This window comes from Pseudomonas sp. GW704-F2 (assembly GCF_059423025.1).
In genome coordinates this window covers 1-22680 of the sequence record NZ_JBWKXO010000009.1, presented here as the reverse complement: position 1 = coordinate 22680, position 22680 = coordinate 1, and the positions used below count along the sequence as shown (strand labels likewise).

Here is a 22680-nt window from a genome sequence, read left to right as displayed (position 1 = left end):
GGGGGAGGTTCGGGCACAACGGTTGGGAGCATTGCTCAAATGCATTTTGGTATTGATCAAATGCTCAGGCCCACGGAGGGCGTGCAACACGCAAGCTGTGTCAGCAAGGACCGCTGGACGACTGAGCGGTATTTGAATAACCAATACCGACCCGTCGTTTTTGTGATTTTACGATGACAGAAGCACTCCCTAGACTCCGGCCAATAACTAGGCAACGCCGCTCTCCTGGCGCCGCCATGACAATAAAGCCTGGAGGATGAACATGAGTGCGCCCCCGTCCCTGGATGACAAATACGTCCAGCACAGTGGAAACGTTTTGCTCAGCGGGATTCAGGCGCTGGTGCGCCTGCCGCTGATGCAGCGCCAACGCGACCTGGCCAATGGCCTGAACACCGCCGGGTTTATTTCCGGGTATCGGGGCTCGCCGCTGGGTGGTTTCGACCAGGCATTGTGGAAGGCGCGCGACTATCTCAAGGCGCACCACACAGTGTTCCATCCAGGCATGAACGAAGACCTCGCCGCCACCTCGATCTGGGGTACGCAGCAGGTCAACCTCTTCGAAGGCGCCACCTACGATGGCGTGTTTGGCATGTGGTACGGCAAGGGTCCGGGCGTCGACCGCTGCGGCGATGTGTTCCGTCACGCCAACGCCGCCGGCACCTCGCCGTTCGGCGGTGTACTGGCCATTGCCGGTGATGACCATGGCGCGCGTTCCTCCTCGCTGCCTCACCAGACCGAGCACATCTTCAAAGCAGTCATGATGCCGGTACTGGCACCATCGGGCGTGCAGGAATACCTCGACTACGGCATGCACGGCTGGGCCATGTCACGTTATTCCGGGTGCTGGGTTGCGCTCAAGGCAGTGGCCGATACCGTGGAGAGCGCGGCCATTGTCGATATCGACATTCATCGCGTGCAGCCGATCATTCCCGATATCCCGCTGCCCGAAGGCGGCTTGAATATTCGCTGGCCAGACCCGCCCCTGGCGCAGGAACAACGCCTGCTGGAACACAAGCTGTATGCCGCCCTCGCCTACGCCCGCGCCAATCGCCTCGACCGGATCGTGATGGACTCGCCGAAGGCGCGGATCGGTATCATCACGTCCGGCAAATCCTACCTCGACGTGTGCCAGGCACTGAAAATCCTCGGTATCGATGAAGCCCTGGCGCAGCAGATCGGCTTGCGCGTGTACAAGGTCGGCATGGTCTGGCCGCTGGAGGCTGAAGGCGTGCGGCAGTTCGCCGAGGGCCTGGAAGAAATCGTGGTGGTCGAAGAAAAACGCCACATGATCGAATACCAGTTGAAGGAAGAACTCTACAACTGGCGCGAAGATGTCCGCCCGCGCATCGTCGGCAAGTTTGACGACAAAGGTGAATGGAGCCTGCCGCACACCGATTGGTTGCTGCCCGCCATCAACGACCTGACCCCGGCGATGATCGCCCGTGCGCTGGCCAAGCGTATGTTGCGGGTACATCAAAGTGGCCCGCTGCAAGTGCGCCTGGCCGTGCTGGATGCGCAGCTGGCCAGCAAAGGCCAGTTCAGCAACCTGATGGACCGCGTCCCCCATTACTGCTCCGGTTGCCCGCACAACACCTCGACCAAAGTGCCCCAGGGCAGCCGGGCACTGGCCGGCATCGGTTGCCATTACATGGCCGCGTGGATCTACCCCCAGACCCAGACTTTCAGCCAGATGGGTGGCGAAGGCGTGGCGTGGATCGGCCAGGCGCCCTTCACCACCACCCAACATGTTTTCGCCAATCTGGGTGACGGTACCTATTTCCACTCCGGCATTCTCGCGATCCGGGCTGCCGTCGCGGCAAATGTGCAGATCACCTACAAGATTCTCTACAACGATGCCGTAGCCATGACCGGTGGGCAACCGGTGGACGGCAGCCTCAGCGTGGCGCAGATCAGCCGACAGCTCGCCGCCGAAGGCGTACAGCGCGTGGTGGTGGTCAGCGACGATGTCGAGAAATACCAGCATATCCATGATCTGGCTGATGGCGTGCCGGTGCTGCGTCGCGACAAGATGGACGAGGTGCAGGAACAGCTGCGTCAATTCCAGGGTGTGTCTGCAATCATTTATGACCAGACCTGCGCCGCGGAAAAACGTCGGCGTCGCAAGCGCGGCAAGTTCCCCGATCCGGCCCGCCGGGTAGTGATCAACGAAGCGGTGTGTGAAGGCTGCGGTGATTGCAGCAGCAAATCCAACTGCATGTCGGTGGTGACAGTGGAAACCGAGTACGGCCACAAGCGGGAAATCGACCAGTCCTCGTGCAACAAAGACTTCACCTGCCTCAACGGCTTCTGCCCGAGTTTCGTCACGGTCGAAGGTGGCGCTTTGCGCAAACCCAAGGCGCTGGCGGCTACGGCGGATGACGTCTGGGAACTGCCAACCCCTGCGACCGTTACCCTGGATGAGCCCTACAGCATTCTGGTGACCGGCGTAGGAGGCACCGGCGTGGTGACCATCGGCGCACTGCTGGGAATGGCAGCGTTTATCGAAGGTAAAGGCACACTCAACCTGGACATGGCGGGCATGGCGCAAAAAGGCGGCGCGGTGTGGTCGCATATCCGCATCGCCGCGCATCAGGATCAGTTGTTCGCGCCCCGGATTGCCGAAGGTGAAGCAGCGCTGCTGCTGGGCTGCGACCTGGTGGTCAGCGCCAACACCGAAACCCTGTCCAAGCTGCGCCAGGGCGTTACCCATGCGTTGATCAACAGTGAAGAAAGTATTACCAGCGCCTTTGTGCGCACCTTTGCCCAACAGGCCGAAAGCGGCGATTTGCAGAAACACCCGGACCCGACATTCCAGACCCAAAGCATGTCGGCACAAATCGCCGAAGCGGTTGGCCAGGCCCAGGCCGACTTCGTCGACGCGAGCAAAATCGCCACGGCATTGATGGGCGATTCGATTGCCACCAATACCTTCATGCTCGGCTATGCCTACCAGAAAGGCTGGTTGCCCGTGGGCGAAGCGGCGCTGCTACAGGCCATCGAATTGAATGGCACTGCGGTCCCCTTCAACCTTTCAGCCTTTGCATGGGGCCGGCGCAGTGCCGAAGATTTGCCACGGGTCTTGCGCAAGCTGGAAGCCGGCAACGTGCAGAACGCAGATCGCCGGCTGTCGCAAAGCCTGGAGGAAACGCTGGAACGCCGCGTGGCATTTCTCACGGCGTACCAGAACAAGGCGTATGCCCAACGTTACCGACAACGGGTCGAGCAAGTCATGGCAGCGGAAACGGCACTGCTCGGGCAGCCGGGCAAGCTGTCGGCAAGCGTCGCCCGTTACTACTTCAAAGTGCTGGCGATCAAGGATGAATACGAAGTGGCACGTCTGTTTACCGATGGTCAATTCCTGGAAAAAATCCAGGCGGGCTTCGAGGGCGACTACCGCCTGCGCTTCCACCTGGCGCCACCGCTGCTCAATGATAACGGTACCGGTCGTGAGCCGAAAAAGCGCAGCTTCGGCCCGTGGATGCTGCAAGGCTTCAAGCTGCTGGCCAAGCTCAGGTTCCTGCGCAACACCTGGCTCGATCCATTCGGTCGCACCCACGAGCGCAAGGTGGAACGTAACTGGCTGGCCAACTATGAAAGCATCCTCGACGAAGTGTTGAGTGATTTGACTGCGGACAAGCTGGGCCTGGCTCAGGATCTGGCGCAGTTGCCAGACAGCGTCCGCGGTTATGGTCCGGTTAAAGAACGCTTCCTCGCCCACGCCCGAGAGCGCCAGGCACTTTTGCTTGAGCAGTGGCGCAACGGCACGGGGGCAGCGTTTCACGATGCCAGTCGAACCACAGGAAAAATCACCGTCACCCAACTTTAAGTTCGACACCCCGGCGCTGCGGCGTCGGGGTGTACGTTTTTTTGCCACGTGGCAGGGTATGACGTTCTCTTCTTTTTCAACCTGACAACAAGGTCGACTAATGGACGAAAAGCTGGCGAAAAACTACCGGGAAATACTCCAAGGCGTGGGCGAGGATCCGCAGCGAGAAGGCTTGCTGAATACGCCAGAACGCGCGGCCAAGGCCATGCATTACCTCTGCCATGGCTATCGGCAAACGCTCGAAGAGATCGTCAACGGTGCACTGTTCGAGTCGGACAACGATGAGATGGTCATCGTCCGGAATATCGAACTTTACTCGCTGTGTGAACATCACATGCTGCCGTTTATTGGTAAGGCGCATGTTGCTTACATGCCGACGGGCAAAGTGCTTGGTCTGTCAAAGGTGGCGCGTATTGTCGATATGTTTGCCCGCCGCCTGCAAATTCAGGAAAACCTCACCCGTCAAATTGCCGAAGCTATTGCCCAGATCACCCGTGCCGCCGGCGTGGCGGTGGTAATCGAGGCGAAACACATGTGCATGATGATGCGCGGCGTTGAAAAGCAGAACTCTGTAATGAGCACTTCGGTAATGCTCGGTACTTTTCGCGAGTCGTACAACACGCGCCAGGAGTTCTTGCAGTTGATCCGCAGCCGCTAGGCGATGCACCTGATTCGCCCAGGCATGGCGGCATTCAGTTCAAACATTGACTTGAGGTGCCTAATGACAACTGAATCTACCCTCAGCTTAGTTCTCCATGACGTTGCCCGTTTGATGCGAAAACGTTTCGAGCGATTGACTCGTGCAGCCGGCCTAACGCGCGCTCAATGGCAAGTTCTATCCAAACTGTCCATGCATGAGGGCATTTACCAAAAAGGTCTGGCCGATCTGCTGGAAGTCGAGCCTGTCACTCTGGTACGCCTGCTGGACAAAATGCAGGCGCGCGGTTTGATTGAGCGTCGCAACCACCCCACTGACCGTCGTTTTTTCTTGTTGTTCCTAACCCCGAGTGCCCACCCGCTGCTGCAGTTCATGCGCTCCATTGGCGAGCAGACGCGACTGGAGGCCATGGCAGACTTCTCCCCTCAGGAGTATGACCAATTGCAGCAGTACCTAGAGCGTATGCGTGAACATTTGCTGACGGCTTGCAGCCTGCCCCCGGACGAAGCCACAGCAGGCTAGGTGCAACGGGAATCCACCAAGCACCCATCCGTAGGCGCCCTGGATCGGTCGGTCATATTTCAAAGCGAAAACGTCCTACCGCCAGATTCAGCTCATCGGACAGCTCCCGCAAAGAAACCACGGCTCCGGAGACTTGATGAGTGATCGCATCGCCCTCGCCGGCCATGCGCGCGATGTGCTCGACGTTCGCAGTGATGCCCCGCCCACCCTCGCTCTGCACACTCGCCGCGTCCGCAATCTGGTCCACCCCGCGCGTGGAATCACCGACCAGTTCCGCTGCCTGTTGTAGCGTACTTTCCAACTCAGTCAACAATCGGCCGCTATCATCCAACGCCACCGTGCCGGCGCGCAGGGCTTCGTCGACAACCTCAGACTGACTCTCCAGCTTCACGGTCAGTTCGTTGATCGAATTAGCGGCCGTCGCAGAGCGTTGTGCCAAGTTGCGCACCTCGTCGGCCACCACACTGAAACCGCGTCCGCTCTCTCCTGCCCGCGCCGCCTCGATCGCCGCATTGAGGGCCAACATACTGGTCTGTGCGGAAAGATCCTTGACCTGAGCGATGCTCGTAGTGATCGCCGTCGTGCTCTCGACGAAGTCGCCCACCGAGCCGCGGATCGCTGAGAACGCAAGGCGCACGCTGTCGATCTTCTGAAGCAGTCGTGCCAGTGCCAGGTGTCCATCTTGCGCACCACGCAAACTGGCTTCGGCACAACTGCGCAGGCTCTCTGCATGACGGGAGATTGCTGCAATCCCGTCGCTCATCTGCTCGATGGTCATCGAAACCGCACCCACCGCACCGGCCTGTGCGGTAGAGCTTTCGGCCACCCGAGCAGAGGTTTCCACAAGTTCCTCCGCCGACGCGCCAACCGATGCCGCAACGCCGGCTACCTTGCGCATGGCCTGCTGGAAGCTATCAATGAGCTCGTTGAATGCCTGGGCGGTATGGGCAACCTCATCTCGCCCCATGACCCGCACACGTCGGGTCAGGTCGCCGTCGCGCAAGTCGATCGACGCCTGCTCGATTTCCCGGATGGGCCGGATGATCTGTGAACGCAATAACAGACTGACCACCACAGCCAGTATGCTGGCGACCAGCAATACCACGACCAGCATCTGCGATACCTGTCGTTGCGTGGCACCGGCCTCGGCAAAGGCGCCAGAGGTCAGCTCCGCCTGCAGCCCCAGAAGGCGGCTGAATTGGCCTTGTAGCCCATTGTTATCGGCGCGCGCCCTTCCGAGCAGCGAAGCAGCCTGTATCTGATCGCTCAGGGCGGTGCGCTTGAAATCGGCAAGGCCCTCGCCAACGACCGCGGCCTGTTCCTGCACGGCCTGGTAGAGGGCTTTCTCCTCGTCACCCAGGCGCGTCTCACGGGCTACCTTGTCCAGCCCCACGCGCATATCGTCGACACTGGCCTGCATGTCTTCCAGATAGGACTCAAGGTCTTCAGCAGAAGCTTGCCCGTTGGATTCGAGAATTCGCGCGCCTGCCGCATAAGCGCCGACCATCGCCGCCTGCGAGGCGGCCGAGGTTTCCAATACCTGGCGATACTGCTGAAAGCGCAACTGGTCTATTTCCTCAATCACCGCTTGCTGCTTGGCAAGCCCCCGGTAGGCCAGACCGGAGACAACCAGGAGAGCGAGCATGAATAACCCGGGCAACACGAGGAGTTTGCCGCCGATAGAAAGGCCTTTGAGAAGTGACATGATGGGTACCGTTTTTGTTTTTATAGGGACATGACTGGGCAGGCAACTCTCCCGCCTAATTCTTTATACAGTATTTAATTCTTCTTTCAGAATAAAAATAACTATTTGCCCCCCATCAATGACCGGTTCCAGCGAGCGCGCACGCGCATCGACGCCTCATCACCTCACATGCCGGCCAAGGCGCATGGCTCATTCAGAACGAACCCGAAACCGCGCCCGATATCGCCCCGGACTCTCCCCCGTCCACTTCTTGAACGCCCGATGAAACGCACTCGACTCCTGAAATCCCAACTGCTCGGCAATCTCGCTGATGTTCGCCTTGCTCTGGCGCAACCATTCAAACGCCAGCGCGCGCCGCACTTCATCTTTGATTTCCTGATACGAACAACCTTCACGTCCTAACTTCCGGCGAAACGTGCTGGGACTCAGGTGCTGCTCCAGGGCGAAGGCCTGCAAGGTCGGCCATTCGCTGTAATGGCTGTGGCGCAGGCGTTGATGAACCTGCGACGCCAGCCCATGTTGGTTGCGAAAGCGGATCACCAGCCATTGCGGTGCGGTGCGCAAAAAAACTTTCAGCGAGGCAAGGTCTTGGACTACGGGCAAGCGCAGGTAATGACTGGCGAACTCGATTTCGGTGCGCTCGGCACCAAAGGTCAAGTTGGCTCCCCAAAGCAACGCATCATCACGCAACGACAAGCGCTGATGACGAAAGTCTGCCCGATCGATAGGAATGCGTCGCCCGCCCAGCCAGCACAGCAGACTGATCATCAACACCAGGAACGTTTCTTCTCCCAACCGGCTGACCTCACTGTCCTGCGAACCGCTCTGCAAGCTGATCACCGCACGTTTGCCACGCACAGTTAGCGTGCCGCGATAATCACCTAGGAACAGGGCAAAATTGGCCAGGCACTGACGCATGGCTTTCTCCAACGTCGGCTCCTGAATCAATGCCCTACATATCAAGGCAAAACTGCCCGGCGGCATGCCATGGGCGTCCAATTGAAAAAACTCGTCGTTCAGCTCACGAATCTGCACCAGCCACAACGCGGCGAAGGCCTTGGCCGGTACCCGTGCTGTCGGTTGACCCAGCAATGCCGGATCGATGCCCACCTGTTCCAGTATTGAACGCAGACGCTGCGGTTTCTCACGCAGCGCATGGATCATGGGGAACATGAAGTAAGCCGCCACCGAATCCGTTTCCCGCATTTGAATGCCTCTCTCACATCTGAATATGGCAAAAAACGCCATCACCCTTGAACAGTTCTGGCATAGGCCAGTGGCGCTGCTGATTCTAAACTCGTGTCCAACATAAAAGACCTGCTTAGAGGGCAACATTGCGGATTCCACGGGCATCCGGCCACCCATTCCATGAACATCCGGCCACTGATTCCACGATGATCCGGCCACCCATTCCACGGCCATCCGGCCACCCACAAGGCAGGCAGCAACGCAGGATTAATTCACTACCATCGACCTCTTTTATCGAAGCAGAGAGGTCGTCGTGGAGCGGTTATCCATGCGTAAAATTAAGGAAGTGCTACGTCTCAAGTTTGAGGTCGGCCTATCTGCTCGCCAGATCGCTGTCAGCTTGCAGGTGGGTCGCGCAACTATCGGTGAGTACCTCAATCGCTTTGCTGCCAGCGGGCTGACTTGGCCGTGTGCGGCGAGCGAGGCGCAGTTGCAGCAGCGTCTTTTTCCGCCACCACCCGACGTCCCCAGCGATCAACGTCCGATGCCGGACTGGACTCATGTCCACGCAGAGTTGCGCCGCCCCGGCGTAACCCTGGCCCTGCTTTGGCAAGAATATCGACTGGCGCACCCGCAAGGCTTCCAGTACAGCTGGTTCTGCGAGCACTACCGGCTCTGGGCCGCCAAGGTCGACGTGGTCATGCGCCAGGAACATCGCGCCGGCGAAAAGCTGTTCGTCGATTACGCGGGTCAGACCGTGCCGATCATCGACCGGCGAACCGGAGAGATCCGCCAGGCCCAGATATTCGTCGCCGTCCTCGGCGCCTCCAGCTACACCTTCGCCGAGGCGACCTGGTCGCAGAAACTGCCCGACTGGCTGGGCTCGCACGCCCGCTGTTTTGCTTTTTTCGGCGGCACCGCACAGATCCTGGTGCCCGACAATCTGCGCAGTGGCGTGACCAAGGCGCATCGCTACGAGCCGGATATCAACCCCAGTTACCGCGATCTCGCCGAGCATTACGGCGTAGCCGTGCTGCCCGCGCGCTCGCGTAAACCCAGGGACAAAGCCAAGGTTGAAGTCGGCGTACAGGTCGTCGAGCGGTGGATACTGGCGGTGCTGCGCAACCGCCAGTTCTTCTCCTTGGGCGAACTCAACACAGCCATCGCGTTGCTGCTGGATCGCCTCAATCAGAAGCCCTTCAAGAAACTGCCCGGCTCACGCCGCTCGGCCTTCGAGACCATCGACCAACCCGCGCTGCAACCGCTACCAGAACATCCATATGTCTACGCCGAATGGAAAAAGGTGCGAGTCCACATCGACTACCACGTCGAAGTCGACGGCCATTTTTACTCCGTGCCGTACCAACTGGTGAAACACCAACTCGAAGTACGCCTGACCGCGCAGACCGTCGAGTGCTTCCACGCCAACCAGCGCGTGGCCAGCCATCTGCGCTCGCCGCACAAAGGCCGCCACACTACCCACACCGAGCACATGCCCAAAAGTCACCGCGAACACGCCGAGTGGACGCCCCAGCGGCTGATCCGCTGGGCTGAGCAGACGGGCCCGAATACGGCCGGTGTCATCGCCTACATCCTCGAACGCCGAATCCATCCGCAGCATGGCTTCCGCGCCTGCCTGGGCATCCTGCGCTTGAGCAAACAGCACGGCGAAGAGCGGCTGGAAGCCGCTTGCCAACGTGCGCTGGCCCTAGGCGCATGCAGTTACAAGAGCCTCGAATCGATCCTGCGCCAAGGCCTGGAACGGCTACCTCTTGCCCAGCAAAACCTGCCGTTACTGCCCGATGAACATATCAATCTGCGCGGCCCTGGCTACTACCACTGACTGAAAAAGGAGCACGAACATGCTGCCTAACCCGACCCTCGACAAGCTGCAAATCCTACGCCTGCACGGCATGATCAAGGCGCTTGGCGAACAACACGCAACGCCCGACATCAACGATCTCAGCTTCGACGAACGCCTCGGCCTGATGGTCGACCGCGAGCTGACCGAGCGCGAAGACGCCCGCCTGACGACTCGCCTCAAAGCCGCACGACTGCGCCATAACGCCTGCCTGGAAGACATCGATTACCGCAGCCCTCGTGGCCTGGACAAGGCGCTGATCCTGCAACTGGGTAGCGGTCAGTGGCTGCGCGATGGCCTGAACCTGATCATCGGCGGGCCGACGGGCGTAGGCAAAACCTGGCTCGCCTGCGCGCTGGCTCATAAAGCTTGCCGCGACGGTTACAGCGTGCGCTATCTGCGCCTGCCGCGCTTGATGGAAGAACTGGGCCTGGCACACGGCGACGGCCGCTTCGCCAAGCTAATGGCCGGCTACGCCAAGACCGACCTGCTGATCCTGGATGACTGGGGCTTGGCGCCGTTTACCGCTGCTCAGCGGCGCGACATGCTTGAACTGCTGGACGACCGCTACGGCAACCGCTCGACGCTGGTGACTAGCCAGATGCCGGTGGACAAATGGCACGCACTGATCGGCGATCCGACCTTGGGCGATGCGATCCTCGACCGGCTGGTACATAACGCTTATCGGATCGAACTGAAGGGCGAATCGATGCGCAGGCGCGCAACGAAATTGACGGCGACAGAGACTTCAGACTAACAATGCAAACCTGCGTCGCTGCGCTCCGACTGCCCGGCCGGATGAGCGTGGAATAGGTGGCCGGATGTTGGTGGGCTGGGTGGCCGGATGGCGTGGAATGCGCAGGCAACATGAAGCATTCCGATATTTTTGTCGTGAGCGCCGTCCGTTCTGCCATTGGCAGCTTTGGCGGCTCGCTCAAGGACGTGCCGCCTATTGACTTGGCAACCGAGGTTTCCCGCGCCGCTATCGAACGGTCAGGCCTGGCGCCCGAACACATCGGCCATGCGGTGATGGGACATGTGATCCCGACCGAGGCACGTGATGCCTACATCTCTCGGGCTGTCGCAATGAATGCCGGCCTGACGAAAGAAACCCCCGCCTTCAACGTCAACCGCCTTTGCGGTTCGGGTCTCCAGGCCATTGTCAGTGCCGCGCAAAGCTTGATGCTCGGAGACGCGGGTGCTGCGCTGGCCGGTGGCGTCGAGTCCATGAGCCGGGGGGCGTATTTGTTGCCGCAGGCGCGCTGGGGGGCACGAATGGGCAACGTGCTGGCCATCGACTATATGCTTGGGGTATTACAGGACCCATTTGCCGGTTTCCATATGGGTATCACTGCTGAAAATATCGCCGAGCACTATGGCATCACGCGTCAGACCCAGGATGAACTGGCGCTTCTGAGCCAGCAGCGGGCTGCCCGGGCGATTGCCGAAGGGCGTTTTTCCGGGCAAATCGTGCCGATCGAAGTCGCGACCCGCAAAGGGCCTGTTTCGTTTGCGACGGATGAGCACGTACGGGCCGAGGTCGACGCCGAGCAATTGAGTCGCATGAAGCCGGCCTTCAAGAAGGATGGCAGCGTCACCGCTGGCAACGCGTCTGGCCTCAATGATGGTGCCGGCGCACTGATCCTGGCCACGGGCCAGACTGTTCACGAACAAGGCCTCAAGCCCCTGGCGCGACTGGTAGGTTATGCCCACGCCGGCGTTGAACCTTCGATGATGGGGTTGGGACCGATTCCCGCCACCCGCCTGGTGCTCGAACGTGCCGGCCTGAGCGTCGCCGACCTCGATGTAATCGAGGCCAACGAAGCCTTTGCCGCCCAGGCCTGTGCCGTAGCGCAAGAACTGGGCTTCGATCCGCAGAAGGTCAACCCCAACGGGTCGGGCATCTCGCTGGGCCATCCTGTGGGCGCCACTGGCGCGATCATTGCCACCAAAGCCATTCACGAACTGCATCGCTGTCAAGGCCGTTATGCCCTGGCGACCATGTGTATTGGCGGCGGCCAAGGCATCGCCGTGTTGTTCGAACGGGTTTGATAAGGAAATACGCATGACTCTTCAGAATATAGGCGTCATCGGCGCCGGCACCATGGGCAATGGCATCGCGCAGGTCTGCGCCCTGGCTGGTTTCAATGTGACCTTGATTGACATATCCGAGGGTGCCTTGCAAAAGGCAGTCGCAACCGTCAATAAAAACCTTGATCGACAGGTTTCCAAAAACACCCTGACACATGAGCAAAAGCTCGCGGCTCTCGACAGGATACGCACCAGTACTGAATACCACAGCCTGCAAAACGCGCAACTGGTGATCGAGGCCGCCACCGAAAACCTCGACCTGAAACTGCGCGTGCTACAACAAATCGCCGCGCAGGTCAGCGCCGAATGTGTAATCGCCTCCAATACCTCATCGCTGTCCATTACCCAATTAGCTGCCAGTGTGAGCCGGCCTGAACGCTTCATCGGCCTGCACTTTTTTAACCCAGTGCCGGTAATGGGCCTGATCGAAGTGATACGCGGTCTGCAAACCAGCGATGCTACCCGTGCCCTGGCGCTGGAAATGGCATCCACGCTCGGCAAGACCGCGATCACCGCTGCCAACCGTCCGGGTTTCGTGGTCAACCGGATCCTGGTGCCAATGATCAATGAAGCAATCCTGGTGCTTCAGGAAGGCTTGGCCAGCGCCGAAGATATCGACGTGGGCATGCGCCTGGGCTGCAACCAGCCAATCGGCCCGCTGGCGCTGGCGGACCTGATCGGCCTGGATACCCTACTCGCTATCCTTGAAGCGTTCTACGATGGTTTCAACGACAGCAAATACCGCCCCGCGCCACTGCTCAAGGAGATGGTTGCCGCCGGTTACCTGGGACGCAAAACAGGGCGTGGCTTCCATGCCTATGCCTGAGCGTTGCTCGCGCTTCGCCGAGTATCGGGACAAGGTGCTGGAGCTTTTTGCCAGCAAAGGGTTCGGTCAGGTCGGCATGCGAGAGCTTGCCACGTGCCTGGGGCTGTCCCCAGGCTCGCTGTATCACCACTACCCCAGCAAACAACACTTGCTGCTCGACCTGATCGAAGAATTTTACGAAGAGCTGCTGGCAACCCTGGCGCGCATCAAGCAAACGGCTACGACAAAACGCGACAGGCTCAAGCCATTGATCCGCGCCCACCAGGATCTACATCGGGAGATGCCTTGGCATTTTCGCCTGGTGGAGCGTGACAGCGGTTGTTTGAATGAAGAACAGCAAGAACGGGTCCGACAACTTCGCGAACAGTACGAACGCCAACTGCTAATGATGCTCGGTGTCCGCTCCCGACTCAGTGAACAGGGCCGAGCCGTCGGTCATGCCATTGCCACGCTGCTTAACAGCGCGCCCGGTTGGCTGACGCACTATTCGCTGGAGGAACGAGAGCACGATAGTCTGATAGAAAACCTGGTGAGTGGCGCCATCGAGAGGTCGCTGGCATCTGGCAATAAGCCTGGCCTTGGTTTCAAAAAACACCCCCAGGAAACTCATACCCCCGCCGCAGTCCAGAAAACTTATTCGGAGCTCCACTGCAGGAAGACATCGTAGCAGAGGGCAGTTGTTGGGAGCAGGCGCGGCTCCTGTGAACACTGCCCTAGTCTGCACTCGTTTCAAAAACTCCCCTCGATACTAGCAGGCGCAGATCCCCGATGCCCCCTCTCCCAAACATGTGAATCAATTGATCGGCGTAACGAACCGATATTTGAATCCGAACGGCTCGCGCCGCGGAAACGCCTAGCGAAACACTTTTGCTACTTACAGTGGGGTGGTTATGCCCGCAAATCTGCTAAAAGAACAACCGAACGTTGCGTACCGAGCTATGGGCGAAGACTATATTCATCGAACGTATGTAGCTCAACGCTGCAAGAAAGCCAACTGGCTATGATCAGGTAACAAACGCATCAATCGTTACCAACATCAATAGTTGAAATTCTTACTATTTTTTTCTCATGCCCCCATGATGGTCCGAACACTACAATAGTGGCCAGGAACGGACCGTACGTACCTGGGGATAGTATAAAGTTTTTAATCTATTGACACCGGGGCTGGACGAAAGAAAAATGATGGATTCGACGTATAATTTATTCTAGGAGTCCATGATTTACAGGAATAGGAGGTTCCTTCGGTGTACATATCTCAAAGCTGTAACCCACTGGCACAGGTATTCTATCGCCCCATCGATGCAGCAATACGTTGGTGCAACTTAATGGCCTACGAGACGCAGATTCTCGAGGTAGCCTGGCGATCACCTACCATGCTCAGGTCTGCCTTCCCACAATGGCCATGTCTGTACGCAAACACTGAGAAAATTTTCGATGCTATTCGTCATGGAGAACTTCCCTACGGCTGCCTCGGCATACAGGTAGCCATTGGGACTCGCGTCGAGTGCACTCAAGTAACCATCCGCCACACTGATCTTAAACTTTGGATGTCTCGCTTTCACCCTGAACAAAAGCCAGCTTTCCTTTTCGATCAACCATTGAACCAGAACGGAACAATCAGCATTGGTACCTACTTGGCTCTACAAGCCGATCGTGATGCTTTGCAACTACAGGTGAGGAGTACAGAAACAGCTTATCAACAACTGTTGAGTGAACTTGAAGCTGTCGGTTTGGAAAAGGAGAACATCGAGCATCTCATCAAAATTAACGGCAAAGTAAGCGACCGAAGTGAGGCCACTTACCTCCACATCATCGGAGCGATGCTCAGTCTACTGCTCGGTCACTCTCCCTCAGGAAAACCTCATTCAGTTTTCCGTTCCCAAGCCGCCATTGTCGACGCACTGACCGCCCATTATGACAAGCTGCCAGGCATATCCAAGCGAAATCTGGATGAGAAATTTGCTGCTGCCAAACGCAGCCTCTCGGAGCGCTAGGGCAGATTGCGCTGCAATCGCTGTAGTTGCAGCGCAATGACGCCAACCCGTTTCAACGATTCAATTCAGGTCACGTCTTATCACGCGCCAATCGACGCCAGGAGTGACCATTATGTCCAGCCAGTCCTTCCCCATCGCTAAGCATCAACCACAAGTCGAACGCCATATTATGCGGCGTGAAGAGGTGGAGTAAAAAACCGGCTTCAAGCGCGCGCACATTTACAGCTTGATGAAGGAGGGCAAATTCCCACAAGCCAAGCGCATTGGATTGCGTGCTGTGGGATGGGACTCAATGGAGATCGAGCGATGGGTCACCGATCGCTTGGCGCAGCAGCGCTGATGTTACGCGCGAGGTGTCGGTGGCTTCCACTAAAGGTGGAACAGGTAAACCCACGGTTGCCGTCAACCTCGATAGCCACGTGTGAGGAGGCTCAATGAAACGAATTACCAAGCGGGTGTTTCTCGCCCGGCCATATTGTTTGACCGGCCTCGACGCCAATAGCATTGGCAAGGATCTCTTCGATGTTAGATAAACTACCCATCGTCGTTCAGCCATCCGATTGGCTGCCCCCTCCGCCGTCCGAAGAGTATTGCACCGTGGTATTTCACCTGCAGGGCGGACGCTCTACCATGGGATCGTTCCTAACAGAACTTTCCAGTCACTTCGAAGATGCGCGGACTCTCAAGATCGTCAAATTCGAGGTCGGTGACCATTTGCGCAACCGGCGCTAACTGAGACTATTCAAATGAAGAAGCTCAGTCAGGAGGAGGTCGCCGACAAACTGCACCAGAACCATTTTCCTCGAGGTCCAGAACTGGAGCGACTCTCCGATCCGGTCGTCGACACTCCCATGCTGGTCACACTGGAGCAGTTACGACCCTACGAACACAACCCACGCTTCATCCGTAATCCGCTTTTTGACGATATTAAAGCCTCCATCCGTGAACGCGGGCTGGATCAACCACCGCCGATTACCCGCCGCCCGGGTGGGACCTATTTCATTATCCGCAACGGCGGTAATACGCGGTTGGCAATTCTCGGCGAGCTGTGGCAGCCTGAAAGGTCGTCTGCTGTACATCGACTGGATCAAGGTCAACGGCACGTTCGAGTACAAAGCGCCTGCCAGGCAGGAAGCAACAGCACCCGCTGAGCAAACGCCAAACAGTGAGCCATCCCCAACGTCGGCTGATGCCGATGCCGAGGATACCGACACCCCAGCGAAGTCCAGGGCTGAACCTGAATCTGCACCCACTCCCCGCACGGCCCGCCGTGTCGCTACACGTACTGTTCAGTCCGCCTGAACAATTCACGATGTTTACATCAAGGCGCTCAATCGAGCGCCTTTCTTCAATCTGCACAGGAGAACCCATATGGAATCCTTCTGGCTTTGCGACGATTGCCTGTTCGCTGCGGCTTACGAGGACTACAGCACGTTATCGCTCTACTACACGACAGATGAGATCGCAAAACGCATTGCTGACCTCCATCTTGGGCTGGTTCGGCTAATGCCCATCAGTGCCGACTTCGACCCCGAAACTGGCCAGGGTATAAGAACTGCCTCTCCATTGCCCTGCGACGGTTGTGATTCACACCTGCACGGACAACGCCACCGATTCACTCGGCTGTAAACAGCGCGTCATCGGGCAATGCCCGTCACTCTATATCCACCTCGGGGACAACACTCCCCTCAGGTGTGTACCCCCGGATTGTTCCCTTCGGAGGTACGCCATGAGCACCCCACTCACCCTGATTGAAACCTCGGATGTCGAGGCTGATCGTATCGCCCAGGAAAACCAGCTAATCGACGAAGCGCTGCACATTCTGGATCGTCGGCTGTTCACCCGCGGCCCCAACCTGACGTCACCTGACGCCGTGGCCTCATATCTGAAACTTCATCTTGCGCAACAAGAGCATGAAGTTTTTGGTGTGATTTTTCTCGATGCCCGCCATCGCGTTCTGGCATTCGAGATCCTCTTTCACGGCAGCATCGATGGCGCCAGTGTTTATCCCCGCCAAGTTGTCAAGCGCTCCCTCGCACATAACGCAGCAGCGGCCATTGTCTGCCACAACCACCCCTCCGGTTGCACGGAACCCAGCCTGGCGGATCGCGCCTTGACCGCACGGTTGAAAGCGGCGTTGGATTTGATCGAAGTGCGCGTACTGGATCACTTCATCGTGGGTGAAGGTCGCCCACTTTCTCTTGCCGAATACGGCTGGCTTTAACCCTTACAGGCGCCTTCGGGCGCCTTGTTCATTTTCATCCTGGAGAAATACTCATGAACTCCACTACCCAAGCCCCAGCCATGCTGGGGGCCTCAAACCCATTCGTTCGCGGCTATGACAATCTATTTATTGAACGGCTGCTGCAAATCACCTACGCGAACGACTGCCCTCCCTGCTTTCGCTCCATACACGACTCACAAGCTCATCTACCCAACGATGCGCTGGAACTGTTCGCCTGCCTGTTCAACGACGACTTCGCTCTGATCAGCGAGGGTCAGGCCATTCCGGATGAATTGGATGAACACTTCCAGTCCACCGGGCTGGTGCGGGAAGTGATCTATGCCGTGACTGGCGAGATGCTCAACGAACGACATCATGTCGGTGACCTTTACTCCCAGGAAGAAGCCCAAGCCATGGTCCACCGTTTGAGCTTCGACACAGGACACTACAGTCGAGCCTGGGAGATCAGTACCGCACACCTCACTGAAGAGGCGTTGCGCTACTTGGAACGCCGGGCTAGCAATTTCAACTCCGGACCAACCGGTCTGCTGTTTGAACCCTTCGCCCTGCCAGACGGCAATGGCCTCGGGTGTAAGCTGGTCGGCACGCCCTGGACCGACGAAAATCTGATGAAGATTGAGGGCAGTCCTTACACATCGCTGAGGCAGGAGCAGCTCGACGCTGGCACACCGGAAGCCCTGGTCAACGTACTGTATCTGGCGGCATTGGCGGATGTGAGGTTGTTGATTTTCGACCCCGACGCTGCCGTCTTGGATGGGCTCGCCATTTATGACGAATAGCAACGCGTTCAACTTAAACACGACCCGTCTTGAATCAACTTACTCACTGAATCGCTCCTTCACCTCATGTCAGGTTCTGCACTGAATCTGACATGAGGTTTTTTCCATGGAGCGTTTTTTCACGCCTGTCTGCCTGCTGGGTTTATTGAGCGCCTGCACGGCGCAGATCCCCACCCATTTGCCGACTAGTCCAGAGAATGCCGGTGGTTCCAATCGGGCCCAGCTTTCGAGGAGTACAGCCGAAGAGAGTCATCCGACAGAGCTCCGCTATGGCCGCTATACGCTGGTCAGCACCGAGCCCACCCCGGAACAACGTGATCTTCTCGCTCAAATTGTTGACGTGAGCATTCCGTCCAACCTGAATCCTTCGGTACAGGAAGCGATGCACTACGTGCTGCAGCGCTCAGGTTATTCGCTCTGCCCTGCTGCCGAACCAGTAAAAATACTGTTTACCCGGCCTCTGCCTGCCGCCCATTACCGGCTCGGCCCGATCTCACTACGCAACGCGCTACAAGTACTGGCTGGCCCCGCCTGGCAACTCACGATCGATGAGGTTAGCCGTTCGGTCTGCTTCGAACGGCAAAAAAATGATGCTGCCGTCGTGCGGCTCGCACCCAGCGCGGCCCATCAGCCGGAGGCACGCCCATGAAAGCCACGACGTTTCAAACCCTCATTGTCGGCTCACTTTGCCTGGCGGTCTCCGGGCTGAGTGGTGGTTTGTATAACCAGTATCAACGCGTGACCGAGCTGGAAAATGCGAACGCCCAACGCCTATCCCATTAACGCCATCACGCAGCGTCCCTATTCAGGCATTAATTTACCGTTGCTCTGGGCCGAGGCCAGGTTGCAGGGGTTCGCGATGCATGAAAGATGGAGCTTGATCGTCACCTCACCGCTGCAAACGCTTCATAGGGTCCAACACGAGTTGGACCCTTTTTCTATGCCCAGAAAAATCCCCACAGTGCGGAGTTCTGACGCAAAGAACATGAGGTAATCCCGTAACCCCAGTTCGCCGTTACGTATCCAGATTCTCAGCCAGGTAATCCACCAGCTCAAGTGGACTTCGGCTATCGATCACCTTGTAGATCAGATCACGTTTGCTGCGCGGTAGCTTCTTGACCACGCTCTTCGCCGAGGCCCTGACGGCTTCGTCTGTTCCATGGATACGTGCCGCGAGCAGCAGTATGAGCGTTGCGTCCGTGAGGTTCATGGCAAGACCCGATAAAATTCGCACCGCAGTGTACCGACACTTTCCTTTTTCGTACCAGCATGCGCATCCAACAAAACGGCACCAGGACAAATCAATATTCCGATTGCCGCACAAAGGGAAACGCGTCAAAAGGGCCGGTAAGGATTGGAAGGGAATGGGGAGTCAAGGGTAAGAGCCCTATCCGAAAAGGCTAAAAGGCCACTGACTCTGCCAGTTCCCGGGAGGACCATGATGCTCAGTCTGTTTCGGCACAAAAGGCAAAAGCCTCCTCCGCCACCAACCGTAAACGTCGCCGATGGGTACCGGTTCATCGAATCGTCCCAGAGCTTGTTAGCAGCCGAGCATCGCCGCCAATTGCTTGATCGCATTTGGCAGTACACCGCCCTCTCCCATCCGCAATTCAGCCAGCTCTATTTAAATCCGATCCATCGATACGCCGAGCTGGTCCAGCAGCTTCCAGCCAGCGAGACGCACCACCATGCTTATCTTGGCGGCATGCTAGACCATGGGTTGGAACTGGTCGCTTGTAGTTTGAAATTACGTCAGTCGTATCTGCTTCCCACCGGCGCCGCACCTGAAGACCAAGCCGCCCAGACTGACGCTTGGTCCGCTGGCATCGCCTATGGCGCGTTGCTCCATGACATCGGCAAGATCGCCGTGGACCTGCTGGTTGAGCGCCAAGATGGCCGTGTCTGGCATCCTTGGCAGGGATCCCTGGATCAGCCCTACCGTTTCCGTTATATCAAGGGTCGTGACTACCACCTGCACGGCGCGGCTGCAGGATTGCTCTACACCCGAATTCTCGACCGCACAATCCTCGATTGGCTCAGTGGATTTCCATCGCTCTGGGCCAGTCTGCTTTATGTCCTGGCGGGCCAGTACGAACGTGCCGGCGTGCTCGGTGAGTTGGTGATGCAGGCCGACCGCGTTTCTACTGCGCAGAATATCGGTGGTAATCCGAGCAAGGCACTGCAGGCACCGACTCATTCGCTGCAACATCACTTAATCAGCGGACTGCGTCATCTGGTTCAGCACGAACTGAAACTCAACCAGCCAGGTGCCGCGGGATGGCTGACCCAGGACGCACTCTGGCTCGTCAGTAAGACGGTCACGGACAGGCTACGAGCCTATCTGCTGTCGCAATCGATTGAGGGCATTCCCTCGTCCAATCTCGCGGTGTTTGACGAGCTGCAATCGCATGGATTGGTGGAGTCCACACCGGAAGGCAAAGCCATCTGGACCGCGCTTGTGGCACAGGGAAATTGGCAGCAGAGTTTCACCTTTCTGCGCCTTCAACCGGCGCTGATTTGGGGGAACGAAGACCGGCCCGAGGCTTTCAGCGGAACGGTGAGCATTGCAGCCCATGACCACTCAACTGACACCCAGATACCAACACCAGCGCCTGAGACAGCCAGTGCAGGATCAGCTCAAAGCCAACCGCAGCCGGATCCCATGGTACTAAAGGATGGCGATTACCTCGGCACGCTGCTGGACATGTTCGAGTTGGAAAAGCCTGAGGCCAGTGACGCACTGCCAGAAAGTGCTATCGAAATTTCAACGCTTCAATCGGATAACCCAGGCCAGGCATTCCTGAATTGGGTCAAGGAAGGCATTCTGAGCCACAAACTGATCATCAACGACAGCAAGGCCAAAATCCACACGGTGGATGGCAGCGTATTTCTGGTCACGCCTGGTCTCTTCCAACGCTATGCGCAGGAGTTTCCAGGCGTTTCGCAGGGTTCAGATCAGGAGATTGAGGCATGGCGCTGGGTGCAAAAGCAGTTCGAGAAGCTGAGGGTTCATAGGAAGCGAGACAATGGTCTAAACATCTGGACATGCCACGTGCAAGGTCCAAGGAAGAAAACCGTCCTCAAGGGATATCTGATTGAGGAACCGAAGCTACTTTTTGAATTAATTCCGCCCGACAATCCCTTCCTTAAAATCGAAAAAAACTGAACATCCTGCCCATTGATGGGTTCGAAACGCAGAGTTGGCCCCTGGAGAACCCTCGCTGCTTGATCGCCCCATTATCCGTCCTAGCGGGCTTTGCGTCCAATGATGGATTGGAACTGCTAACTCTACAGGCCTTGTAATACGAGCCCTGTAGAGCATCATAAAAAACCCCGTACCACTTTCGTACCATCATCTTTCACCACATTTAGGCCCTGCCCTTTTCGCCGGCTGTAGCGGCTCCACGACGGAGTTCGATTTTTTTGCCTTTTGATCCTATCTAAACATTCGTCTACCGGATTTAATCGGGCTACGCTTCTGACTGCTCCATAGCAGATTTTAAGCTATCGCTTTGTGGTTTCTCTTACCGGCACTGCCGTTGCTATGCTTGAGTTTTCTGAAAAAGGGGGTGATCAATGTCAGGGAGCTACTCGCTGCCGGATGTGCTGGATAGGATCTATCACAATCAGCTAGCCTTGGAGGCTGCCGTAATGGACCTTACGTTGTGGGTGGAGCAGCAAGGCTGCTCGGTTGTAGGCAATAATGTTCGTGGGGCACTCGAGGAGATTGGCGAAAATGCAGGCCATATCAAACAAGGCTTGGCACGGCTTAAGAGTAAAGGTCTTGGCTAGGTTTCAGTGAACAGGGCGGGAACTGACTATCGCCTCTCCTACCGATAGGGGCCCTTATGCTTGATATTCTGGCTTGGGGGCATTGGCCTTGACTCGGCCAAGCTTTGTGAATGATATTCAGGTATCGTCTGGCTTCGAATAGGCTGGACATTTCTAACCGTTCAAAGGATTGAATATTGAAAATGTATAGACCGAAATTTTATAGAGACTCGATAGGTTATACATCTCGAAAGAGTTCGAAAGCCATGTATGACTAGTTAAATATACAACTAAGTCAAAACCTTAATATAATCGTTATTCATCTGTCAATACAGGTCATAAACCTTGAGCCACGTCAACTCCTTCGGCGTTCGAAATCTTAGAAGCTTCGGCGCAGAAACCCAACTGATCCCGATAAAAAAAATCAATATTTTTGTTGGTCGAAACAGTTGTGGAAAAAGTACGTTTTTACGAACATATCCTCTACTCCGCCAATCTGTAGAATCAAACACTAGATCACCGATATTGTGGTATGGATCTTATGTAGACTTTGGAGATTTAACTACGGCAGTCCACGACGGCTCCACCAAGATCTATTTTGATTTCAACTGCGAGCTTGACATTGAAACAAATTATTCTGACAAATACTTGTATGAATCACAATTCTTCAACGCACTTACATCACTCACAAAAGAGACCTTACAAGTTAATACGGACATCTCGATAGGACTCGATCTTAGAACAGACAAACAGGTTCAATCTAACTCTGTAATAACAATCAACAATACTGAGATCGTTGTAAACTATTGCGCGGGACAGGTTCAGGACATGGTATGTACACAATACAGCCAAGACTCTGAAAAAAAACAACTTAACCAGCTGGCATTTTCTAATTTATATATAACATCAAAAGGCAGTATTCTCCCAACAAACATATACGGAATAAAAGATTCCACCGATGCACAAGGCAATATGGTGAAACAGCTGGACGAAGAAACCATTAAAAAAGGTGCCCAACAAGCGCTTTTAAGCTATCTAAAAAAATACACTTCTACAACAAAATCTCTCTCGCAAAAGCTCGAACAAATTAAGCTAGTAGAAATAAGAAAACTTGGAAGGGAACTGACTAAAATATTCCCCGCCGATAAAAAATTTCACATGCATTTGAAAGAACTACCTAACGAAATCCCAGAAACAGTTTTCTTCTATCTAAT

Annotated in this window: 18 protein-coding genes and 7 pseudogenes; 21 read left to right on the top strand and 4 right to left on the bottom strand. The window is 56.6% G+C overall.

What is annotated here, in order from left to right; translation table 11 throughout:
• Positions 1 to 262: 262 nt before the first annotated feature.
• From AC07W0_RS09930 to AC07W0_RS09920, 3 genes are all read left to right on the top strand, one after another.
• Positions 263 to 3826 (top strand): indolepyruvate ferredoxin oxidoreductase family protein, encoded by a 3564-nt coding sequence (locus AC07W0_RS09930; RefSeq protein WP_014338778.1) that lies wholly within the window; start codon positions 263 to 265, stop codon positions 3824 to 3826.
• A gap of 100 nt (positions 3827 to 3926) precedes the next feature.
• Positions 3927 to 4484 (top strand): GTP cyclohydrolase I FolE, encoded by a 558-nt coding sequence (gene folE, locus AC07W0_RS09925; protein ID WP_014338777.1) that lies wholly within the window; start codon positions 3927 to 3929, stop codon positions 4482 to 4484.
• Between the two features lie 63 nt (positions 4485 to 4547).
• Entirely contained in the window at positions 4548 to 5006 is a 459-nt protein-coding gene (locus AC07W0_RS09920; protein WP_034114523.1) for a MarR family winged helix-turn-helix transcriptional regulator, read from the top strand.
• 52 nt (positions 5007 to 5058) lie between these two features.
• Here AC07W0_RS09920 and AC07W0_RS09915 read toward each other — a convergent pair whose 3' ends face one another.
• The 3 genes and pseudogenes from AC07W0_RS09915 to AC07W0_RS09905 form a co-directional block, all read right to left on the bottom strand.
• Positions 5059 to 5784: a methyl-accepting chemotaxis protein gene (locus AC07W0_RS09915; RefSeq protein ID WP_404940916.1), complete on the bottom strand. Its 726-nt coding sequence runs from the start codon at positions 5782 to 5784 to the stop codon at positions 5059 to 5061.
• Between the two features lie 138 nt (positions 5785 to 5922).
• A pseudogene (locus AC07W0_RS09910) lies at positions 5923 to 6120 on the bottom strand (HAMP domain-containing protein); the annotation flags it as partial.
• 780 nt (positions 6121 to 6900) lie between these two features.
• On the bottom strand, positions 6901 to 7917 hold the full coding sequence (locus AC07W0_RS09905; RefSeq protein ID WP_014338774.1) for an AraC family transcriptional regulator: 1017 nt from the start codon (positions 7915 to 7917) through the stop codon (positions 6901 to 6903).
• Positions 7918 to 8227: 310 nt separating this feature from the next.
• Here AC07W0_RS09905 and istA point away from each other — a divergent pair, with 310 nt between their 5' ends.
• From istA to AC07W0_RS09830, 15 genes and pseudogenes are all read left to right on the top strand, one after another.
• Entirely contained in the window at positions 8228 to 9742 is a 1515-nt protein-coding gene (gene istA / locus AC07W0_RS09900) for an IS21 family transposase (protein WP_102617438.1), read from the top strand.
• 19 nt (positions 9743 to 9761) lie between these two features.
• Positions 9762 to 10517, top strand: coding sequence for an IS21-like element ISPsy14 family helper ATPase IstB (gene istB, locus AC07W0_RS09895; RefSeq protein ID WP_057711072.1), 756 nt, complete (start codon positions 9762 to 9764; stop codon positions 10515 to 10517).
• Positions 10518 to 10627: 110 nt separating this feature from the next.
• On the top strand, positions 10628 to 11812 hold the full coding sequence (locus AC07W0_RS09890) for an acetyl-CoA C-acyltransferase family protein (protein WP_014338773.1): 1185 nt from the start codon (positions 10628 to 10630) through the stop codon (positions 11810 to 11812).
• Between the two features lie 13 nt (positions 11813 to 11825).
• Complete coding sequence (locus AC07W0_RS09885; RefSeq protein ID WP_014338772.1) at positions 11826 to 12677, top strand: 3-hydroxybutyryl-CoA dehydrogenase; 852 nt, start codon at positions 11826 to 11828, stop codon at positions 12675 to 12677.
• Positions 12664 to 13344: a TetR/AcrR family transcriptional regulator gene (locus AC07W0_RS09880; protein ID WP_080569988.1), complete on the top strand. Its 681-nt coding sequence runs from the start codon at positions 12664 to 12666 to the stop codon at positions 13342 to 13344. The genes AC07W0_RS09885 and AC07W0_RS09880 overlap by 14 nt, the downstream gene beginning before the upstream one ends.
• Before the next feature lie 577 nt (positions 13345 to 13921).
• Positions 13922 to 14671 carry a hypothetical protein gene (locus AC07W0_RS09875; RefSeq protein WP_034113394.1) on the top strand — a complete coding sequence of 250 codons (750 nt, stop codon included), beginning with the start codon at positions 13922 to 13924 and terminating at the stop codon, positions 14669 to 14671.
• A gap of 112 nt (positions 14672 to 14783) precedes the next feature.
• Positions 14784 to 15011, top strand: a pseudogene (locus tag AC07W0_RS09870) (AlpA family phage regulatory protein).
• A gap of 406 nt (positions 15012 to 15417) precedes the next feature.
• Positions 15418 to 15756 (top strand): annotated as a pseudogene (locus tag AC07W0_RS09865) (ParB family protein); the annotation flags it as partial.
• Positions 15722 to 15973: pseudogene (locus AC07W0_RS09860) on the top strand (STY4534 family ICE replication protein); the annotation flags it as partial. The pseudogenes AC07W0_RS09865 and AC07W0_RS09860, both read left to right, overlap by 35 nt.
• A 69-nt stretch (positions 15974 to 16042) precedes the next feature.
• Positions 16043 to 16300, top strand: coding sequence for a hypothetical protein (locus AC07W0_RS09855; RefSeq protein WP_041475988.1), 258 nt, complete (start codon positions 16043 to 16045; stop codon positions 16298 to 16300).
• A gap of 100 nt (positions 16301 to 16400) precedes the next feature.
• Positions 16401 to 16895 (top strand): RadC family protein, encoded by a 495-nt coding sequence (gene radC / locus AC07W0_RS09850; RefSeq protein WP_014338758.1) that lies wholly within the window; start codon positions 16401 to 16403, stop codon positions 16893 to 16895.
• A 53-nt stretch (positions 16896 to 16948) separates the two neighbouring features.
• Entirely contained in the window at positions 16949 to 17695 is a 747-nt protein-coding gene (locus AC07W0_RS09845; protein WP_102617439.1) for a DUF5983 family protein, read from the top strand.
• 106 nt (positions 17696 to 17801) lie between these two features.
• Positions 17802 to 18344 (top strand): PFGI-1 class ICE element type IV pilus protein PilL2, encoded by a 543-nt coding sequence (gene pilL2, locus AC07W0_RS09840; RefSeq protein ID WP_014338756.1) that lies wholly within the window; start codon positions 17802 to 17804, stop codon positions 18342 to 18344.
• Positions 18341 to 18469 (top strand): annotated as a pseudogene (locus AC07W0_RS09835) (chemotaxis protein); the annotation flags it as partial. The gene pilL2 and the pseudogene AC07W0_RS09835, both read left to right, overlap by 4 nt.
• A pseudogene (locus AC07W0_RS09830) lies at positions 18468 to 18569 on the top strand (ArdC-like ssDNA-binding domain-containing protein); the annotation flags it as partial. The pseudogenes AC07W0_RS09835 and AC07W0_RS09830, both read left to right, overlap by 2 nt.
• Before the next feature lie 141 nt (positions 18570 to 18710).
• Here AC07W0_RS09830 and AC07W0_RS09825 read toward each other — a convergent pair.
• On the bottom strand, positions 18711 to 18905 hold the full coding sequence (locus AC07W0_RS09825; protein ID WP_027912535.1) for a DUF7740 domain-containing protein: 195 nt from the start codon (positions 18903 to 18905) through the stop codon (positions 18711 to 18713).
• A gap of 231 nt (positions 18906 to 19136) precedes the next feature.
• On the opposite strand from AC07W0_RS09825, the gene mobH reads away from it, so the two are divergent.
• From mobH to AC07W0_RS09810, 3 genes and pseudogenes are all read left to right on the top strand, one after another.
• Positions 19137 to 20861, top strand: coding sequence for a MobH family relaxase (gene mobH, locus AC07W0_RS09820; RefSeq protein WP_102617440.1), 1725 nt, complete (start codon positions 19137 to 19139; stop codon positions 20859 to 20861).
• A 410-nt stretch (positions 20862 to 21271) separates the two neighbouring features.
• The gene (locus tag AC07W0_RS09815; protein WP_102617441.1) at positions 21272 to 21487 is read left to right on the top strand and encodes a hypothetical protein; all 216 of its coding nucleotides are present in this window, start codon (positions 21272 to 21274) and stop codon (positions 21485 to 21487) included.
• A gap of 324 nt (positions 21488 to 21811) precedes the next feature.
• Positions 21812 to 22680: pseudogene (locus AC07W0_RS09810) on the top strand (hypothetical protein); the annotation flags it as partial.

Coding starts and splice junctions, on each gene's coding strand:
- folE (WP_014338777.1), top strand. CDS start 3,927: ATGGACGAAAAGCTGGCGAAAAACTACCGGGAAATACTCCAAGGCGTG.
- AC07W0_RS09825 (WP_027912535.1), bottom strand. CDS start 18,905: ATGAACCTCACGGACGCAACGCTCATACTGCTGCTCGCGGCACGTATC.
- AC07W0_RS09930 (WP_014338778.1), top strand. CDS start 263: ATGAGTGCGCCCCCGTCCCTGGATGACAAATACGTCCAGCACAGTGGA.
- AC07W0_RS09890 (WP_014338773.1), top strand. CDS start 10,628: ATGAAGCATTCCGATATTTTTGTCGTGAGCGCCGTCCGTTCTGCCATT.
- istB (WP_057711072.1), top strand. CDS start 9,762: ATGCTGCCTAACCCGACCCTCGACAAGCTGCAAATCCTACGCCTGCAC.
- AC07W0_RS09845 (WP_102617439.1), top strand. CDS start 16,949: ATGAACTCCACTACCCAAGCCCCAGCCATGCTGGGGGCCTCAAACCCA.
- radC (WP_014338758.1), top strand. CDS start 16,401: ATGAGCACCCCACTCACCCTGATTGAAACCTCGGATGTCGAGGCTGAT.
- AC07W0_RS09905 (WP_014338774.1), bottom strand. CDS start 7,917: ATGCGGGAAACGGATTCGGTGGCGGCTTACTTCATGTTCCCCATGATC.
- AC07W0_RS09815 (WP_102617441.1), top strand. CDS start 21,272: ATGTCAGGGAGCTACTCGCTGCCGGATGTGCTGGATAGGATCTATCAC.
- AC07W0_RS09920 (WP_034114523.1), top strand. CDS start 4,548: ATGACAACTGAATCTACCCTCAGCTTAGTTCTCCATGACGTTGCCCGT.
- AC07W0_RS09915 (WP_404940916.1), bottom strand. CDS start 5,784: ATGACCATCGAGCAGATGAGCGACGGGATTGCAGCAATCTCCCGTCAT.
- istA (WP_102617438.1), top strand. CDS start 8,228: ATGCGTAAAATTAAGGAAGTGCTACGTCTCAAGTTTGAGGTCGGCCTA.
- mobH (WP_102617440.1), top strand. CDS start 19,137: ATGCTCAGTCTGTTTCGGCACAAAAGGCAAAAGCCTCCTCCGCCACCA.
- pilL2 (WP_014338756.1), top strand. CDS start 17,802: ATGGAGCGTTTTTTCACGCCTGTCTGCCTGCTGGGTTTATTGAGCGCC.
- AC07W0_RS09885 (WP_014338772.1), top strand. CDS start 11,826: ATGACTCTTCAGAATATAGGCGTCATCGGCGCCGGCACCATGGGCAAT.
- AC07W0_RS09880 (WP_080569988.1), top strand. CDS start 12,664: ATGCCTATGCCTGAGCGTTGCTCGCGCTTCGCCGAGTATCGGGACAAG.
- AC07W0_RS09855 (WP_041475988.1), top strand. CDS start 16,043: ATGGAATCCTTCTGGCTTTGCGACGATTGCCTGTTCGCTGCGGCTTAC.